The organism is Cupriavidus sp. GW822-FHT02D05 (assembly GCF_058802485.1).
This window is the reverse complement of sequence record NZ_JBXAOE010000017.1, coordinates 76,029-93,980: the sequence shown is the minus strand read 5'-3', so window position 1 is coordinate 93,980 and position 17,952 is coordinate 76,029. Positions and strand designations below refer to the sequence as shown.

Genomic DNA, 17,952 nt, shown 5'->3' with positions numbered 1-17,952 from the left:
GGGTCGCATCGCCCGTCAACCCGTCAACCCGATCGACGGATTGCCGCCGTGGGCGGTAGCGCTCAGGCCTCACTCAAATCGGCTTTTCTGACCGGCTTTCCGACTTCTTACCTATTTACCTATTACTCCGGAGCGTGACGATGAATCCAGATTCCGATTCAATTTTTTCCAACCTCGACAAGGCGGCCGCAGAGGCCCGCGCACAGGGTGACAAATGGATTGTGATCGATCGCATCTACGAACACCTGGATGCGCTAGAAAGCCAAGACTATCAAGATGTCCTGGCGCGCATATTGGCCCTGATCGAAAAGTATCCCGAGCTGGATTATGGTGGTCCTGGCCCCTTCGGGTCGCTGATTGAGCGCCAGCCCGTCGGCGCCTATGCGGCGCAGTTGCTGGCGTCATTAAAGCGGCAGCCGAGCACGCAAGTGGTAGCGCTCCTGGACCGCATGATGCGCATGGACGAAGCTGAGCGAGAGGAGCAAGGCGGCCCAACCGTTGCGGCCTTCCTGGATGCGCTTGACGCGGTGCTGCGGCATCCCGCCGCGAACGACGATTGCAGAGAGTTTGCGCGGATGTGCCTGACTCCGTGAGCGCCAGGACCTGCTGTTTGGAAGCCGCATATCTGCTACGCGAGCTCACAGTAGAAATGCCGTATCAGGCGCACTAACACAACCTCTTTGCTGTTGAGCGTCGGAATGGCGCGGATACCCAGAGTGGCGCGGCTTCGGTTATCGCGCCACAATCGCGCCACTTCTGAGGGGAACCGCGCCAATCTCCCGTGCCCGCCGCGCATTTCTCGGTTGCGCCTGTGTCAAAATGACGCGCAGCCTGCCTGATCGCACCTCGCCTTGGCTGGGGTAGACTGCGCCGCGCCCGCTCGCAACTAACAATGACGCTTATCCGCCGCATCCGCTTGACCGCATGGCTTGGCCTGATCGCCATGTGGCTCATCGTGCTTGCGCCGGCAGTCAGCCAGTTTGTGGCCGCGGCCCAGGCCAGCGATCCCGCAGCCGTCATCTGCTCGGCCGCCCACCCGGGCGATGCGCCGCATGACATGCCGGGCAGCTCGCTGAACACCTGCGGCTATTGCGATCTGCTGGCGGACCATGTGCCGCTGCCTACCCTAGCGCCTGCGGCGCTGTCGGCGATCCCGCTGCTGGTGGTCGCCACGTCGCACGTGCTGGTCACCCGCTTCACGCCACTCGGGGCTTTTCCTTCAGGACGCCCCAGGGACCCTCCGGCCCTGCCTCAATCCAGTCTGTAAGCAACGCACGCCCTTTGGCGTGATCGTGGCGTCCGCGCGCACCTGCGCACGGGCGCCGGACAACGATGTGAGGTAGACCCAATCATGCGCACGCTGCTGCCCCTAGTCATCCTTGGCACCATCGGCACGCTGGCCGAGGCCGCCGACGAACAGAGCCTGCCGGCGGTCCAGGTGACCGAAACTCGCTCGTTTGCCGAGAAAAACCAGTTGCCGCAGACCACCGCGAGCATCACCGGCGAACAAGCCGCGCAGGCCATCAACGTGATGGGCGCGGAAGACGCCCTGAAATACCTGCCCGACGTGCTGGTGCGCAAGCGCTTTATCGGCGACACCCAGTCCCCGATGGCGACCCGCACCACCGGCATCAACGCCAGCGCGCGCAGCCTGATCTATGCCGACGGGGTCTTGCTGTCGACCCTGATCAACAACAACAACGGCAACGGCTCCCCGCAGTGGTTCATGGTGACGCCGCAATCGATCGACCGGGTCGACGTCATGTACGGCCCGTTCGCCGCGGCGTATCCGGGCAACTCCTACGGTGCCGTGACCGAGATCACCACGCGGATGCCGAAGACGTTCGAGGGCAGCCTGGAAGTCACGGGCGCCATCCAGCAGTTCAGCAAGTACGGCACCGACCAGAACGAGCCGGCGCAGCAGGTCAGCGCCACGCTGGGCGACCGCACCGGAAAGTTCTCGTGGTGGTTCAGCGCGAACCACCTCAACAGCTTCAGCCAGCCGCTTAGCTTCGCCACGGTCGGCCAGTCGACGGCCGCCGCCGGTGCCGCCCTGCCGGTCATCACCGGCGCGTACGCCGACCGCAACCGGACCGGCGGCGCCATCCAGGTAATTGGCGCTGGCAATTTCATCCATACGCTGCAGGACAACGCCACCGTCAAGCTGGGCTACGATTTCACGCCAACGTTGAGCGCGGTCTACACGCTGGGCTATTGGCAGAACAGTTCGAAAGCGAGCGCGCAAACCTACCTGAGCACGACATCCGGGTCGCCCTTCTACGGCGCGTCAGCCGGCAACGTCAATATCGGTGGATTCGCGTACAGCGCCAGCACCATCGCGGGCCAGTTTTCCAGCAACAACGTCGATCAGGAACACCTGATGCAGAGCCTCAAGGTCGGGACCCGGACGCAAGGGCTGTTCGACTGGGAGGCCATAGTCAGTAATTTCTACTATCTGCAGGATTCGAGCCGCTTGTCCACCGGGCTCTACCCGGCGGCGCTGACGGGTGGGCCGGGCCGGACCACCGACATGAGCGGCTCCGGCTGGTCCACCTTCGACGTCAAGGGCATCTGGCGGCCGCAGGGCATCGCCGGCGCGAACATCGTCAGCTTCGGCGCCCACTACGACCAGTTCAAGCTGAGCAGCCCGACCTACAGCACCACCAACTGGGTCTCCGGTGGCAATGGCGCCCTGTTCAGCACCTCGCAGGGCAAGACGCAGACCGGCGCGCTCTGGCTGCAGGACGTTTGGCGCATGACACCAAGCCTGCAGGCAACGCTGGGCGGCCGCTATGAGATGTGGCGCGCCTATGACGGGTTCAACTACGCCATTGGCAGCAACGGCGTGGGGGTGCCGATCCAGCAGCCCAGCCTCGACAAATCCGGCTTCTCCCCCAAGGCGTCGCTGACATGGGAGGCCAGCCAGCTGTGGTCGGTGACCGGCTCGTTCGGCAAGGCGCTTCGCTTCCCGACGGTCGGCGAGCTCTACCAGAGCGTGCAGACCGGGACGACGTTCACCCAGGCCAATCCGTTCTTGCAACCGGAGCGCGTCCTGTCTGGCGAACTTGCCATCGAGCGCCACACCAGCGAGGGCAAGCTGCGTGTTTCCGCCTTCAGCGAGTACGTCAAGAACGCGCTGATCTCCCAGACCTCGACAATTGCCGGGTTCGCCACGCCCGTCTCCTTTACGCAGAACGTGGGCAAGACACGACAACTGGGGCTCGAGCTGGCCGGCCAGCAAGACCATGTGCTGATCAACGGCCTGACGCTCTCGGGCAACGTCACCTATGTCAACTCCCGGATTCTCTCGGACGACAGCTACGTGCCGACTACCCCTGGCGCAACGGCGGTCGGCAAGCGCGTGCCCTACGTGCCCACGTGGCGCGGCACGGTAGCGGCAACCTATCGGCCTGACAACAAATGGGCTTACACGCTGGCCGCGCGCTATAGCAGCCGCGTGTACGCGACGGTCGACAACACCGACATCAACCCCGCGACCTACCAGGGCTTCGAGAGCTTCTTCGTGATGGATGCGCGCGTGCACTACCAGCTAGACAAGCATTGGAGCGGTGCACTGGGCGTGGACAACCTGAACAATCACAAATACTTCCTGTTCCACCCCTTCCCGCAGCGCACGTTCTACCTGAGCCTGAAATACACCCTTTGACAGATCCCGCCATGTCCCAGCCTCTCGAACGGCCGCCCATGCCCGCGCAAGCCACCCAGCCCTCGCCGGCCGCAGCGGCGTCTTATCGCATGCTCTGGCGGTGGCACTTCTACGCCGGGCTCTTCGTCGCACCCTTCCTGGTCATCCTGGCGATCACCGGCACGCTCTACTGCTTCCAGCCGCAGATCGAATCGCTGCTCTATCCGCAATTGCTGCGCGTGGAGCCCGTGGGCGCGAAGCTTCCCGCCCAGGCCTTGCTGGACCGGGCATGGGCCCAGGCGCCGGAAGGCGCCGTGGCGACGACGTACACCGTCGATTCGTCCCCGCGTGCCAGCGCCGAGTTTGTCTTTCGGCTGCCGTCGGGCAAGAGCGAAAGCCTGTACCTGGACCCGTACACCGGCAGCTTTCTCGGCAGCCTGAGCGTGGAGGACCGGCTCATGAAGCAGGTGCGCATGCTGCATCGCGCGCTGCTGCTGGGCAAGACCGGGGAGCTGCTGATGGAGCTGGCGGCATGCTGGTCGCTGGTGATGATTGCCACGGGCGTCGCGATGTGGTGGCCGCGGCTGCGCGACAAAGGCGGCAAGGCCTTCGTGATGGGCAAGGCCGCCGGCGGGCGCGGCTGGTGGAAGGAAGTCCACCTGGTCTTCGGCGCGTGGATGGCCATCGGCGCCGTGGCGTTCGTGTTGTCCGGCTTACCCTGGACCGCATCGTGGGGCAAGCAATTCAAGGCGATCGCGACCGCAGCGCGGCTGGGCAATCCGGCCGGCGCATGGGGCGACGCGGGGGTCCGGTCGACACCGGGCGCGGCCAGCATGGATGCACTTCCCCTCGCTGCAGTCCCCTGGGCGGTCGGCATGGCCAAGGTTCCGTCCGGCACGCCGCCGGCAGTGGGCGCTGCCACGATCAGCCTGGACCGTGCGGTGGCGATCGTGGCCGAGAACGGTGTGTCGAGCGGCTACCAGCTCGTGCTGCCGAAGTCCGCCACCGGCGTGTTCACCGCCTCCTATTTCCCCGCGGATCCCAAGGTGGAACGCACGCTGCATATCGACCAGTACACCGGCAAGGTGCTCAAGGACATTCGCTACGGCGATTACGGCGCGGTGGCGCAGGCCATCTCCTACGGCACGTCCCTGCACATGGGCCGCTATTTCGGATTGGCCAACCAGATTGCGTGCACGGTGATCTCGCTGGGCCTGATGCTGCTCGCCGTGACGGGCCTCGTGATGTGGCTAAAGCGCCGGCCCGCGCGCGCCCTGGCCGCGCCGTCTTTCCCGCGCACGCTCCCGCCCATGCGGGCGTGGGTGATTGGCCTGGGTCTGCTGGGCGCGGTGTTCCCGATGATGGGCGCCACGCTGGTGATGGTCTGGCTGCTGGATCGCTGGTTCGCACGGCCGGCCGCCGTGCGGCGGGCTGCGCCAGACGCTGCCAGTCCGCTCAGAAGCGGTAGTTGACGCTCAGTTCGACCCGCCGGCCAGATCCTTGCAACCATTGCGTGGCGTTGTAGTAGGCGGTGGTGACGTAGCGCTTGTCGAAGACATTGAACCCGCGCAGCGCCAGCGTCGTGTCCCGGCGCGCGCGCCATTGGAGCGACAGGTCGGTGGTCGTATAGGCCGGCATCTCGAGCGTGTTGGCGCGGTCGGCGAAGCGCCGGCCCACATAGCGCAGGCCTGCGCCGGCGGTCCATGCCGGGTGGAAGCGCCACGTCACCCAAACGTTGGCCAGCCGCTCGGGCACGTCCGTGGGCACATTGCCACTACGGGAGACCGCTGCGCCCCCCACGGACTCCGTGAAATCGTCATAGCGCGCCTGCAGCAAAGCGGCATTGGCATCCACGCGCCAGCCGGAGAGAAACGCCAGCCCGAAGGTGGCTTCCAGCCCCTTCGACGACTGCTGGCCCACCTGCACGCTGGCCGAAGGATTGGCAACGTCACGCGTGACCAGGTTCTTCTTGACGATCCGATAGGCGGCCAGCGTCAGCTCGCCCTTGCCCTGCCAGAAGCACTGCTTGACGCCGACTTCAACCTGGCGACCGGTGGAGACGTCAAAGTTGCTGTTGGCCGGCGTCAGCATCAGCAAGGCGCTGACCGGATCGGCCGCTTGCGCGTACTGCGCGTACACGGCGAGATCCGGCGTCAGGTTGTATACGGTGCCAGCACGCCAGCCAACATTGGAAAACGTCCTGTCGAAGGCCGCCTGCCCGGCCACCAGGTCACGGCGCGACAGGTCGGCGCGGTCATAGCGCAACCCGCCCAGCACGGACCAGCGCGGCGTCACCTCAAGGCGATCCTCGGCAAACAGCGCGTATTGCGTCGCCTCGTTGCGATAGCGCGGCGTGGTGCCCGTCACGTTGATGAACGTACCGCGATCGAACACATAGGGATCCACCGCCGATGTGCCTGAGTACGGCGAATTATTGGTATGCGTGAACGACGCCCGGTTGACGTCGAAACCCACCGACACGCTGTTCTTCATGCCAAAAAGATGGTGCCGGAACGTGGCATCGGTAGTATTGCCGACCTGCCACTGGTCGTGCAGGATCTCCGTATAGGACGAACGGCTGACCAGCCCCGTGGCCGGCACGTAGTTGTAGTACTCGGCATTGCGCCAGTGCCGCTTGCTGTCGATGTAGTAAAAGCGCGAGCGCACCGTGGCATCGGCATTCGGTGTCCACTGCGCGGCGAGCTCCGTCCATTGGTCATCGAACTTGAGCAGGCTGTCGCCCACGTTGTAGTTCTTGCTCCGCAGCGCCGCGTCCTGCTGCCCGTTGACCAGCGGCACGCCGAAGTAGCGCTGCGGCTCCTGCCAGCCTTTGGCATAGCTGAGCTTCAGGCTCAGGTCCGGCGTGGCGTCCCACTGGATGGCACCGGACAGCGACAGGTTCCGGGAGTCGCCGAGATCGACGGATCCGTCGGACCGGTTGCCGCTCACATCGAGCCGGTAGGCGAGCTTGTCGTTGATGGCGCCGCCGCTGCCGAACGCCAGCCGCTGTGTATTCTCCGTGCCCAGCGCGGCCTGGATTTCACTCTCGACCGGGCCACGCGCTGGCTTCTTCGGCACCACGTTGACCACGCCGCCGATGGCGCCCTCTCCGTAGATCACCGAAGCCGGGCCGCGCAGCACCTCGATGCGCTCGACGGACCAGGTATCGAAGGGGAACGTGATGCCGATGCCGCCATACTGGCGAATCCCGTCATAGAGCTGCATCACCGAGGTCGAGCCCGTGAAGCCGCGCGCCGACAATGCGGCGCCGCCGTTGCCGGGGTGGCCGAGGCCGGACAGCCCGGGCGCGCGGGTGATGGCATCCACGAGCGATGCGTCGCCGCGTTCTTCCAATTGCTCGCGCCGGATGACGTCGACGCTGGCCGGGGTCTGCATGGGCGTCAGTCCGAGATTGGAGCCCGTGGATGCCCGCCCGCGCAACGCGGAATCCGGCGCGGCGGAGACAGTGACCGGGGCAAGGTCGGGCGCTTCGCGAAGTGCGTCCTCAGCGTAGGCGGGAAAGCCGGCGGTTGCGGCGGCGAGTGCAAAGCAATGATGTCGAAGCGAGGTGGGGAGCATGAATGGAGGCGCGCTGAGTCCGGAGAGTTGTCGGCTCGGAGCGCCACTCGTGCGAGTGGCGCTAGAGGCGCGAAAGTCTACCCAGCGGCCTGACATCAAAGGAATGCGGCAATGCGACGCATTGGGCGCATTGCGTGGTCGCGCCATCCATGCAGCGACCATTTGCCACGGGCTTGTCGATGAATCGAAGCCCGGCGAGATCGGCTACATCTCCTCGCTCACCAACCTGTCCGCCTCCGCCTTCACCCTCTGCCCATGCTGATCCAGCACCGGCGCCGCGAACGGCTCGGGCCCGGGCGTGCGCCCGAACTTGATGGCACGGGTAAAGCCGCGATACCGGCCCACGGTGGGATGCTCGAACGTGGTCACCATGCCTTCCGCCTGCACCTGCGGGAAGTCGAACATATCTTCCACGGAGCGCGCGGCAGCGCAGGGCACCGCTTCGCCGAAGTGCGCCTCCCATTCCAGCGCGGTGCGGGCTGCCAGCGCGCGGTGCAGCATGGGGACGATCTCATCCTGATGCTGCGCGCGCTTGCGCACGCTGTCATAACGCTCGGTGGTGAGTTCAGCCAGGCCGGTTTTCTCGCAAAGCGCCGCCCAGAAATGCGGCGTGTTCGCGGAGATGTAGAGATAGCCTTCCTTGGTCGGATGGATGCCGGTGATGCCGCCGGAGCGCATGTCGCGGCCAACCTCCCTGGGTTCGTTGTCCGCCCAGACCATGCGGGCCGATTGCATGGTCAGCGCCGCGCGCAAGAGTGAGATGCCGACATACTGGCCTTCGCCGCTTTTCTCGCGCTCGTAGAGTGCGGACGCGACGCCGCCGGCGACCAGCGCCGAGCCGTAGTAGTCGACGACCGAGCCATAGAGAATCTCTGGCGCGCCGCCCTGCTTGCCCTGCAGCGTGCACATGCCGGTCATGGTCTGCAAGACCTGGTCGTAGCCGGCCTTGTCCTTGAGCGGGCCATCTTCCCCATAACCGGTCACGGCGCAATAGATCAGGCGCGGGTTGACCAGCTTGAGCTGTTCGTAAGCGATGCCCAGCCTGGGCGGCACGGTGGGCCGGAAGTTGTGCACCAGCACGTCGGCGGTGCGCACCAGCGCCATCAGCCGCTGCAGGTCGTCGGCTTGCTTGAGGTCCAGCACCACGCCCAGCTTGCTGCGGTTCACGCCCAGGAAGGCGCGGCTCTCGGCCTCCAGCGAGGAAGGGTACTTGCGCAGGTTGTCGCCGGCGGGCGGCTCGATCTTGATGACCTCGGCACCCTGGTCGGCCAGCAGCGAGCAACCATAGGGGCCAGCTATGTAGGCGCTCAGGTCCAGCACGCGCAGGCCGGACAGCGGGCCCGGCTTGCCGGTGCGCTCGCTCAGTGGCGCGGCGCGGTCATCAAAGGGGGGACGCATGGAAATCTCCGGAAACAGGAAATAGAGGCAGTAGAGGCAAGGCGGGCGAGCATCAGTCCACGACGATGTTCTGGCGCTTGGCGAGCGTCTTCCACCGTTCCACGTCCTGCCCGATGATGGCGGCGAACTGGGCCGGCGTGACGGGCCTGGCTTCGGCGCCCTCCTTCAGGAAGGCCGCTTTGATCTCGGGCTTGGACAAGATGGTGTTGACGGCGGCGTTGAGCTGGCTGACGATCGCCGGCGGCGTGCCGGCCGGCGCCAGCAGGCCCCACCAGAGTTCGAATTCATAGCCCGGCACCGCGCTGGACATGGGCGTGAGATCCGGCGCGATCGGGCTCGGCTTGAGGCTGGTGATGCCAACGGCGCGTACCTTGCCGGCGCGCACCATCGGCAGCAGCGAGGGGCCGCTGGAGATCAACAGCTGTGTCTGGTCGCCGATCAGGTCGGTCACGGCGGGACCCATGCCGCGATACGGGATATGCGTGATGAACAGGTTCCCGGCCCTGGCCTTGAGCAGCTCGGTGCCAAACTGGTTGACGCTGCCCGGCCCGCTTGAGGCGTAGTTGTACTTGCCCGGCCTGGCGCGGATCGCCGCGATCAGTTCCTGCGGCGTCCTGGCGGGAAACGCATTGTTGACCGCGACAATGAACGGCCCTTGCGCAAACATCGCCACCGGCACAAAGCTCTTGACCGCATCGAACGGCAGCTTGGCCTGCACCGCGGCATTGGTCGTCATGCTGGACGACACGGCGACCAGCGTGTACCCGTCCGGGGCGGACTTGGCCACGATGCCCGTGCCGGTATTGCCGCTGGCGCCGGGCCGGTTGTCGATGACCACGGGTTGCTTGAGCTCCTCGCCGATCTCCCTGGCGACAATGCGAGCGAAGATGTCGTTGGAGCCGCCCGGCGGATAGGGCACGACGATGGTGATGGGCTTGCTTGGATATCCGCCCTGTGCGAACGCCGCGCCGGATACCAGGCTGGCAATGGCCGTGGCGGCCAAGGCCACGCTACGGGAAATGGATACGAATGCGGATGCGGTTGCGGTTGCGGTTGCGGTTGGTGTAGTCAAAGTGTCTCCTTCTGTTTTTTTGTTTGCCCCATGCGATGCAGCCTGATCCCGGCAGCGGATCCCGGCGGAGTCAGGCAGGCAGCAATCCAAGGCGCCTGGCGGTAGCCACGATGGCTTGCGCCCGCTTCAGGAACGGCGGGTCGATCATCTTTCCGTCCACCACGTAGGCGCCCACGCCCCTGGCCATCGCATCGCGCGCGGCCTCCAGTACCCGCGCCGCATGCCCGATCTCCTCATCGCTCGGGCGGAAGGCCTGGTTGGCCAGGGGGACCTGGCTGGGATGAATGCAGCTCTTGCCAAGAAAGCCCATGCGGCGCGACAGCTCGGCCTCGGCACGGAAGCCGGCTTCATCCTTGATGTTGGCAAACACCGTGTCGTAGGCGAATACGCCGGCCTCGCCGGCTGCCATGCGCACCGCGTACATGGCCTGCTGGATCGCCGCGCTTTCGCGCCGGGCGATGCCCAGCGGCTCGAACAGGTCGCCCAGGCCAAGCTGCAAGCCAGCCACGCGCGGGTGGGCCGCGGCCAGTTCGCCGGCCAGGCGCAGCGCCTTGGGCGTTTCAATATTGAGCAGCAGGCGGACCGGGCTGTCCACGCCAAGCGCAAACCCGTTGACCCGTTCCGCCTGCTCGATGGCGGCGGCAGCGCGGCGCACGTCGTCGGCGCTCTCGGGCTTGGGCAGGTTGATCAGGTCCAGGCCGGGCTGCACCACTGCGGCCACGTCGGCCGCAAAGTGAGGGGTGTCCATCGCGTTGACCCGGACGATCAGGGTCTTGCCGCTGGCGCGGGCCTGGCCCGAGCGCAGCAGCTCGCGCAGTGCCTCGCGCGCTTGCGGCTTGCGCTCCTGCGCCACCGCGTCCTCGAGGTCGAACGAGAGCCCGTCCGCGGCGCTGGCCAAGGCCTTGTCGAACAATTCCGGGCGGGAGCCGGGGACGAACAGTTTGCTTCTCATGGCAACGTGAACCGATGGCTTTGGAGTGCGCCAGTGTGTGTCACGCCATAACAAAGATAAACTATGTATCTCTTTCTTTAATCGATAGAAAATGTATGGAGACAGCCTACCTCAACGCGTTCCTGGTCGTCGTGGATACCGGCTCCCTCGCGCAAGCCGCCCGGCGGCTCAACGTGACGCCCGCCGCCATCGCGCAGCAGATCCACGTCCTGGAGCGGGAGCTGGGCACTGCCCTGCTGGGCCGTGCCGGCCGCACCGTGGCGCCGACCGAGTCGGGCGCACGGCTCGCCGAACGCGCGCGCACCTTGCTGCGGGACTTCAGCCAATTGCGGGATTGGGTGAATGAGGTGGAAGCACCGCGCGAACTGCGCCTGGGCACGATCAACACTGCGTTGCACAGCCTGCTGCCGGAAACGCTAGCCGGGTTCGCCGCGGAGCATCCGGGTGTCTCCGTGTTTATCCAGTCGGACAAATCGGCGGCGCTGTATGACGCCGTGAAAAACGCAGAGCTGGATGCGGCCGTCTGCCTGCACCCGCCCTTCGCGCTGCCCAAGACCATCGTGTGGGAACTGCTGCGTGAGGAACCCCTGGTTGTACTGGCGCCCGCCCGGCTGGCCCGGCGCGATCCGCACGAACTGCTGCGCACCGAGCCGCTGATCCGCTACGACCGCAGCGTGGGCGGCGGCAAGCAGGCCGACCGGTACCTGCGGCAGGCCGGCATCGCCGCGCACGAGCGGTTCGAGCTCAGCTCGCTGGTGGCGATCGCCATGATGGTCGACCGGGGGCTGGGGGTGTCTCTGGTGCCCGACATAGCGTCGCCGCTGACGGCAGGCCTGCGCATCGCCAAGCTGACGCTGCCCGAAGCGACCGAGCCGCGCCGGTTCGGCATCTTGTGGCAACGCTCGTCTCCCCGCACGCCGTTGATCCACTCGTTGCTGCGGCACGCGCGGCAGGCAGCCGCCTGAGCGCTTACTGGCGCCGATCCGGCGCCGATCCGGAGATGCTCAAACGGCATGATCCGCGCCGCCCGGAAACACCCGCTCGCCCAGGAAGTCGATGAACACGCGCAATTTGGGCGACGGGTGCCGGCTGGCAGGCCACAGCACGCGGAAGGTGCCGCTACGGTCCACGTAGTCGTCCAGCACGGTGCGCAACCGGCCGTCGGCCAGCGCCTCGCGGATGGCAAAGTCCGGCAGGCAGGCGATGCCGAGGCCCTGCAACGCAAAGCTCACGCGGGTCTCGATGTTGTTGCAGATCATCGAGGTAGGCAGGTTCAACTCCGGATCGACGGCTGCGCGGCGCAACGGCCAGGCTTCCAGCTTGCCGCTGTTCGGGAAGCGGTATTGCAGGCAGGCATGCCCGGCCAGGTCCGCGGGCTGCCGGGGCTCCCCGCGCTGCGCGAGATACGCTGGCGACGCCACCAGCAAGATCCGGAACGCGCCGAGACGCCGCGCCGATAGCCGGGAGTCGCTTGGCTCGCCGGTGCGCACCACGGCATCGAAACCCTCTTCGATCACGTCCACCATGCGGTCGGTGAAATCCAGGTCCAGCTCGATTTCCGGGTACTGCCGCATGAAGTCGCCCAGCACCGGCAGCACCAGCGAACTCACCAGCGGCAGGCTGACGCGCAAGCGCCCGCGCGGCGCTTGCGCTGCGCGCGACAGCTCCTGCTCCGCCGCCTCGATCTCGGCCAGGATGCGGCGGCTGCGCTCCAGGAACTGCGCGCCTTCCGCCGTCAGGGTAATGCTGCGCGTGCTGCGGTGAAACAGCCGCGCGCCGAGCTTTTCTTCCAGCCTTGCGACGCTCTTGCCCACGGCCGACGCCGACACGCCCATCAGGCGGCCGGCGGCCACGAAGCTGCGGGTCTCGGCGACCTGCACAAACACCGTAAAGCCACTCAGGCTGTCCATCGGCTTTCCCCTCATGCCAAGCGCCTCGATCCTCGATTACGGATAATTATGTCCGGATAACCAGGAACTCTAGCCTACTTTTTCCCGAGTCAAATGTTTCTTATCGTTTGCTTGATCCCATCCCTGTCTTGCGACGAAGGAAAACACGCATGTTGTCACCCCTGCCCCCCCTGTCCGCCCGCGTTGACGCGGCGATTGAACAAGCCCTTGCCGCCCACCGCCTGGTCGGCGCCGTCGTGCTGGTTGCCCGCCACGGCGAAGTCATCCACCGCCGCGCCGCGGGCCTGGCCGACCGTGAGGCCGGCCGGCCCATGCGCACCGATACGCTGTTCCGCCTGGCGTCGGTATCCAAGCCCATCGTGTCGAGCGCAGCGATGGTGCTGGTGGCGCAGGGCCGCCTGGGGCTCGACGAGGCCGTGACGCGCTGGCTGCCGGATTTCACGCCGCGGCTGGCCGACAGCAGCCCCGCCATCCTCACCGTGCGGCAGCTGATGACCCATACCGCCGGGCTGGGCTACCGCTTCTTCGAAGCCGACGAGCACGGGCCCTATGCCCGCGCTGGCGTGTCGGACGGCATGGACCAGCCGGGCATCACGCTTGCGGAGAACCTGCGCCGCATCGCCAGCGTGCCCTTGCTCTATAAGCCGGGCACCGCCTGGGGCTATTCGCTGGCCACGGACGTGCTTGGCGCCGTGATCGAACGCGTTTGCGACGCGCCGCTGGCCGACGCGGTGCACGCGCTGGTCACGGGTCCGCTGGGCATGGGCGACACCGGCTTTGCCGCGGCCGATGCCGAGCGGCTAGCCACCGCCTACGTCAACGACACGCCAGTGCCGCGCCGCATGCGCGCGCACGATGTGGTCCCCGTCGTCGACGGCACGGCCGGCATCCACTACGCGCCGGCGCGCGCATTGGACACCAGTGCCTTCCCCTCCGGCGGCGCCGGCATGGTTGGCAGCGCCAGCGATTTCCTTCGCTTGCTGGAGACCCTGCGCCAGGGCGGCGAGCCATTGATGCCCGCGGCCTGGGTCGATGAAATGGGCCGCAACCAGACCGGCGCATGGGGTCCGCCGGATGCGCCGGGCACCGGCTTCGGCCTGGGCTTCTCGGTGCTGCACAATCCGGCTGCGGCCGGCTCGCCGGAGTCGGCCGGCACCTGGCGCTGGGGCGGCGCTTACGGGCACTCTTGGTTCGTCGACCGCGCCCGGGGCCTGAGCGTGGCCGCGTTCACCAACACCCTGTATGAAGGCATGTCCGGCCGCTTCGTGACGGACCTGCGCGACGCCGTCTATGGGCAAGAGGCGGTGGCGCGATGAGCGATGTGGCACCCATGAAGGCCATCGATGCCGGCCGCTCCCTGTTCTTTATCGCGCTCGGCCTGTTTGGCCTTTACACCATCGAGTTCGGCGTGGTCGGCATCCTGCCCGCTATCGTCGCGCGCTACGGCGTCACGGTCGCCCGGGCAGGCTGGCTGGTCGGCCTGTTCGCGCTGGTGGTGGCCATGTGCGGGCCGTTCATGGTGCTGTGGCTGTCGCGCTATGCCCGGCGCAGGGTGCTGGCGGGCTCGCTGTTCGTGTTCGCCGTGTGCAGCGTGCTGTCGGCGTGGGCGCCGAACTTTGCCGGGCTGATGGCGCTGCGCATCGTCCCCGCGCTGCTGCATCCGGTGTTCTTCTCGCTGGCGTTCGCGGCGGCCGTGTCGCTGTACCCGAAGGAGCGAGCCACGCATGCCACGGCGATGGCCTTCGTGGGCACCAGCATGGGCCTGGTGCTGGGCGTGCCAATCACCGCGTGGATCGCGGCGCGCTTTTCCTATGAAGCCTCCTTCCTGTTCTGCGCCGCCGTCAACGCGGCGGCGGGAATCGGCCTGCTGGCCATGCTGCCGGATGCGGCGCAGCGGCCCGCACCCGCGCAGGCCGCATCGGCCAGCCGGCCCTCGGCCATCCTGCGCAAGCCGGCGCTGTGGCTCAACCTGTTCGCAACCGTGTTCGTCTTCGCGACGATGTTCTCGGTCTACAGCTATGCGGCCGAGTACCTCGCGAGCGAGGCCGGCATGGGCGGCGAGGCCATCAGCGCGCTGCTGGTGGTGTTCGGTATCGGCGGCGTGGCGGGCAATCTGATCGCCGGCCGGTTGCTGGGCAGGAGCCTGGCGCGAACCGCGCTGCTGCACCCGGCGGTGCTGGGTGGTGCCTACCTTGTGCTCTACGCCTGCGGCAATGCCTCGTTTGTCCCGATGATCGCGGTCTGCCTGCTGTGGGGCGCCGCGCATACCAGCGGCCTGATCGTCAGCCAGATGTGGCTGGCATCCGCCGCGCCGGAAGCCCCGGAGTTCGCGACCAGCCTCTATATCTCGGCCGCCAACCTGGGCGTGGTATCCGGCTCGGCGGTGGGCGGCTGGTGCATCACCGCAGCGGGCATGACGGGCGCGTTGTGGAGCGGCTGGCTGTTCGCCGTTTTGACAACGCTGTGCATGGCGCTGAAGCTGCTGCTGTTCGACCGCAAGCCGGGTCACGCCAGCGTCATGGCGGCTAAAACCTAAAACGCCGGATGCAGCGGCAGGTACGCCTTGATCACGATCGCATTGGCCAGGTCGATGAGAAAAGGCACCGACCATGGCCACCACCAGGAACGCCAGGTGCCGCTACTCAGCCGCTACTCAGCCGATTCGCCCACCCGCAGCATGTTCCACGTCAGGCCAAGCTGGGCATCGGTCTTCAGCGAGAGCAACTGGCGGGAGAGCCGGGCCAGATGCGCCTGTTCCGCCAGGTTCTTGCCGACCACGCCTTTCTCCTCGGCGGCGTTGGCAAGCACGCCCTCCAGGTCGCCGTAGCGCTGCAAGAGCTTGGCCGCGGTCTTGGCCCCGACCTTCTCGACACCGGGGATATCGTCCGTGCTATCCCCCAGCAGCGCGAGATAGTCGGCCAGCTGGTGACTGCCCACGCCGAACTTATCCATGACGTAGCGTTCATCGAACCAGGACGGCTCCCCGTTCTTCGCGGTGGCAAAGTGGTTGCGCACAATGGCGCCGTCGGCAATCAGCTGCAGCACGTCCTTGTCCGTGCTCACCGGGATCACCTGCCCCTCCTTGCTCGCGGTCCAGCGATAAAAGGCCGTGGCGATGATGTCGTCGGCCTCGTAGCCGTCGATCATGGCTGTCTGCAGCCCGAGCACTTCCGTCAGCGTCAGCCGGAAGTCCGGCAGGACCTCCGCCAGCTCCGGGTCCATGGGCTTGCGGTGCTGGCGGTACTGGGGATACAGCGCGTGGCGCCAGGTCTTGCCGCCGGTGTCGAATGCCGCCAGCGCGTGTGTCGGCTTGCATTCGGTCAAGGCCCGGCGGAACGAGGCCAGCGCCGAAAGCACGGCGCCCTCGACCTTGGCCGGAATGTCCTCAGCCGGGTTGGCTTCGTAGACCCGGCGCAGGATGTTCAGGCCGTCGATGAGCAGTAGAGTGTGCTTCATTGTTCTTGCGATTCTTGCGATGCGTGCGATCAGACCCTCTATTTTGACGTGCGAAGCCCGTCGCGCAACCTTTTCGGGCGGGGGAATCAGCAAGAATGCGGGGTTGCGCCGGCGGTCCACCTCGTCTAGTCTGAGCAGACTCAACCTACGCCCGGAAATGAACAACAATCACGACACTCGCCAGGCAGTAATCGACGCCCTGCAAAAGACGGGCACCCCGATGGATGCATATCAGGTCGCAAAGGCCACGGGCGTCAGCCCGATCCAGGCAGCGCGCACACTCACGAAACTCGCCGCAAAAGGCGTCGTGCAGACCGACGCCCAGCTTGGCGCCGAGGCCGACTTGTCCGCGCAGTTCCGCCTGGCTCCGGCGCCGAAGGATGCCGCCGGAGGGTAAAAGCGGAGGTGGTTGCTGCCAGGCCGGCGCCAGGATTTGGTGCATGTGCACCGCCGATCTCACGGGCAATCGTGTCCGTTGATACCGCGCGTGCGGCGAATACGTGGCTTGACGACGCGATCGGCCACCGGGCGGATGCCCGAAAAAGCGCGAATGCCGCGCTCATTCTTGCAGCAACTGCATTGATTCTGGCAATGCGCCGAGACCATTTCTGGAAATAATCCCAATCAGGACTATCCATGACGCGCCAACCCGCGTATATTTCGGCCCGCGGGGTGGAGCAGTTGGCAGCTCGTCGGGCTCATAACCCGAAGGTCGCAGGTTCAAGTCCTGCCCCCGCAACCAGATTCTGAAAAGCCCGTACGGTTCACGCCGCACGGGCTTTTTGCATTGCCGGGGCCAGACGGCGAGCAGCGACGGTGTCAGCAGCTTCGGCACCACCAGTTCCATTGCCGGGTTGTCCGCCAGCAAGCAAGCCTGCGGGAAGCCATCGGCCGGCGCCGGAGGCAGCCTCGGGCAGTCCGGCGACCTGGCACCCTTGACTGGGCCAGCCAGACCCAGCCAGAGCCAGCCAAAGCGTCTGGCTGGCACAAAACGCTGCCTGGCTGGCAATATTCGGATGGCGCGCCGGATGCTACGGCCATGCCTTTTGCACGATCTTGCCCGATATCGGGCCTAACCCGACAACGCGATATCCGCGGCCGCAAAGGAGTAAAGCGCATGCCCCCGCTCGAGACACTATTGCCATTCTTCGGCATCGCCGTGGTGCTTGGACTGACGCCGGGCCCGGACAATGTATTCGTGCTGCTGCAATCCGCCATGCGGGGGCCCCGCGCGGGCATGGTCGTGGTGCTTGGCCTGTGCACCGGGCTACTGGTGCATACGGCTGCGGTCGCGTTTGGCCTGGCCGCGCTGTTCGCCGCGTCCAAGCTCGCATTCATGGTGCTCAAGATCGCCGGCGCGCTATACCTGGCCTATCTTGCCTGGCAGGCGTTCCGCGCCCCGGTGGGCGCGATGAGCCTGGGCAACGGCGACAAGGCTGGCGTGGGGCATATGTACCGGCGGGGCGTGGTGATGAACCTGACCAACCCCAAGGTGGTGATCTTTTTCCTCGCGTTCCTGCCGCAGTTCGTCGCGCCGGACCGTGGCCATATCGCGCTGCAGATCATGGTGCTCGGCGTGGTCTTCATCATCGCCACCCTGCTGGTCTTTTCCGTCATCGCCTACTGCTCGGCCATGTTCGGCGCCCTGCTGCTGCGCTCGGCACGCGCGCAGCGTGCGCTGAACTGGTTTGCGGGGGTGGTCTTCCTGGGGCTGGCCGCGCGGCTGGCTACGTCGAGGATGTAGGGCAGAGCTGGGGGTTCGGAGTTTTGATGTCCCGTTCCGTTGATTCGTACGCAAAATCTGTTGAGCTTGGAGCAGGAACTGTAGGTCGGGGGAAGTATGCGATGTGTATTGCTTGTAGCCCGCTGACGCGGGAACGTCTCTTGTGGGTGGGGTTTTGATGCTTCTAGCTGCTGTCGCGGCTAGAAGCATCAAAAC

The 17,952-nt window shown here is 66.1% G+C and carries 15 protein-coding genes and 1 tRNA gene; 10 read left to right on the top strand and 6 right to left on the bottom strand.

All coding sequences use genetic code 11. The features are described from left to right. Positions 1–140 precede the first annotated feature (140 nt). The 4 genes from AC1RQK_RS22685 to AC1RQK_RS22670 all read left to right on the top strand — a co-directional run bounded on the left by AC1RQK_RS22685 (position 141) and on the right by AC1RQK_RS22670 (position 5,118). Positions 141–593, top strand: a complete 453-nt coding sequence (locus tag AC1RQK_RS22685; protein WP_492811289.1) for a hypothetical protein — start codon at positions 141–143, stop codon at positions 591–593. A 299-nt stretch (positions 594–892) separates the two neighbouring features. Continuing rightward, positions 893–1,267, top strand: coding sequence for a DUF2946 domain-containing protein (locus tag AC1RQK_RS22680; RefSeq protein WP_492811287.1), 375 nt, complete (start codon positions 893–895; stop codon positions 1,265–1,267). Positions 1,268–1,351: 84 nt separating this feature from the next. After that, positions 1,352–3,667: a TonB-dependent receptor gene (locus AC1RQK_RS22675; RefSeq protein ID WP_492811285.1), complete on the top strand. Its 2,316-nt coding sequence runs from the start codon at positions 1,352–1,354 to the stop codon at positions 3,665–3,667. 11 nt (positions 3,668–3,678) lie between these two features. Continuing rightward, positions 3,679–5,118, top strand: coding sequence for a PepSY-associated TM helix domain-containing protein (locus AC1RQK_RS22670; RefSeq protein WP_492811283.1), 1,440 nt, complete (start codon positions 3,679–3,681; stop codon positions 5,116–5,118). On the opposite strand, the gene AC1RQK_RS22665 is transcribed toward AC1RQK_RS22670, so the two are convergent. The 4 genes from AC1RQK_RS22665 to AC1RQK_RS22650 form a co-directional block, all read right to left on the bottom strand. After that, positions 5,102–7,225, bottom strand: coding sequence for a TonB-dependent receptor (locus AC1RQK_RS22665; protein WP_492811281.1), 2,124 nt, complete (start codon positions 7,223–7,225; stop codon positions 5,102–5,104). The two genes, AC1RQK_RS22670 and AC1RQK_RS22665, sit on opposite strands and share 17 nt — an antisense overlap. Positions 7,226–7,429: 204 nt before the next feature. Further along, positions 7,430–8,623, bottom strand: a complete 1,194-nt coding sequence (locus AC1RQK_RS22660; RefSeq protein WP_492811279.1) for a CaiB/BaiF CoA transferase family protein — start codon at positions 8,621–8,623, stop codon at positions 7,430–7,432. A gap of 52 nt (positions 8,624–8,675) precedes the next feature. Beyond that, entirely contained in the window at positions 8,676–9,644 is a 969-nt protein-coding gene (locus tag AC1RQK_RS22655; protein ID WP_492372279.1) for a tripartite tricarboxylate transporter substrate binding protein, read from the bottom strand. 121 nt (positions 9,645–9,765) lie between these two features. Then, on the bottom strand, positions 9,766–10,647 hold the full coding sequence (locus AC1RQK_RS22650; RefSeq protein WP_492811277.1) for an HpcH/HpaI aldolase/citrate lyase family protein: 882 nt from the start codon (positions 10,645–10,647) through the stop codon (positions 9,766–9,768). Positions 10,648–10,742: 95 nt separating this feature from the next. On the opposite strand from AC1RQK_RS22650, the gene AC1RQK_RS22645 reads away from it, so the two are divergent. Then, entirely contained in the window at positions 10,743–11,612 is an 870-nt protein-coding gene (locus tag AC1RQK_RS22645; protein ID WP_492372195.1) for a LysR substrate-binding domain-containing protein, read from the top strand. A 39-nt stretch (positions 11,613–11,651) separates the two neighbouring features. On the opposite strand, the gene AC1RQK_RS22640 is transcribed toward AC1RQK_RS22645, so the two are convergent. Further along, positions 11,652–12,557 carry a LysR family transcriptional regulator gene (locus AC1RQK_RS22640; protein WP_492372196.1) on the bottom strand — a complete coding sequence of 302 codons (906 nt, stop codon included), beginning with the start codon at positions 12,555–12,557 and terminating at the stop codon, positions 11,652–11,654. A gap of 149 nt (positions 12,558–12,706) precedes the next feature. Between AC1RQK_RS22640 and AC1RQK_RS22635 the strand changes: the two genes are divergently transcribed. Next, complete coding sequence (locus AC1RQK_RS22635) at positions 12,707–13,873, top strand: serine hydrolase domain-containing protein (RefSeq protein WP_492811275.1); 1,167 nt, start codon at positions 12,707–12,709, stop codon at positions 13,871–13,873. Beyond that, the gene (locus AC1RQK_RS22630) at positions 13,870–15,093 is read left to right on the top strand and encodes an MFS transporter (RefSeq protein ID WP_492811273.1); all 1,224 of its coding nucleotides are present in this window, start codon (positions 13,870–13,872) and stop codon (positions 15,091–15,093) included. Before AC1RQK_RS22635 ends, AC1RQK_RS22630 begins: the two co-directional genes overlap by 4 nt. 113 nt (positions 15,094–15,206) lie before the next feature. Here AC1RQK_RS22630 and AC1RQK_RS22625 read toward each other — a convergent pair whose 3' ends face one another. After that, positions 15,207–16,013 (bottom strand): 5'-3' exonuclease, encoded by an 807-nt coding sequence (locus AC1RQK_RS22625; protein ID WP_492372199.1) that lies wholly within the window; start codon positions 16,011–16,013, stop codon positions 15,207–15,209. A gap of 157 nt (positions 16,014–16,170) precedes the next feature. On the opposite strand from AC1RQK_RS22625, the gene AC1RQK_RS22620 reads away from it, so the two are divergent. From AC1RQK_RS22620 to AC1RQK_RS22610, 3 genes are all read left to right on the top strand, one after another. Further along, complete coding sequence (locus AC1RQK_RS22620; RefSeq protein WP_150986120.1) at positions 16,171–16,410, top strand: hypothetical protein; 240 nt, start codon at positions 16,171–16,173, stop codon at positions 16,408–16,410. A gap of 269 nt (positions 16,411–16,679) precedes the next feature. Further along, a tRNA-Met gene (locus tag AC1RQK_RS22615) sits at positions 16,680–16,755 on the top strand. A gap of 375 nt (positions 16,756–17,130) precedes the next feature. Beyond that, complete coding sequence (locus tag AC1RQK_RS22610; RefSeq protein WP_492811270.1) at positions 17,131–17,757, top strand: LysE family translocator; 627 nt, start codon at positions 17,131–17,133, stop codon at positions 17,755–17,757. Positions 17,758–17,952: the final 195 nt, after the last annotated feature.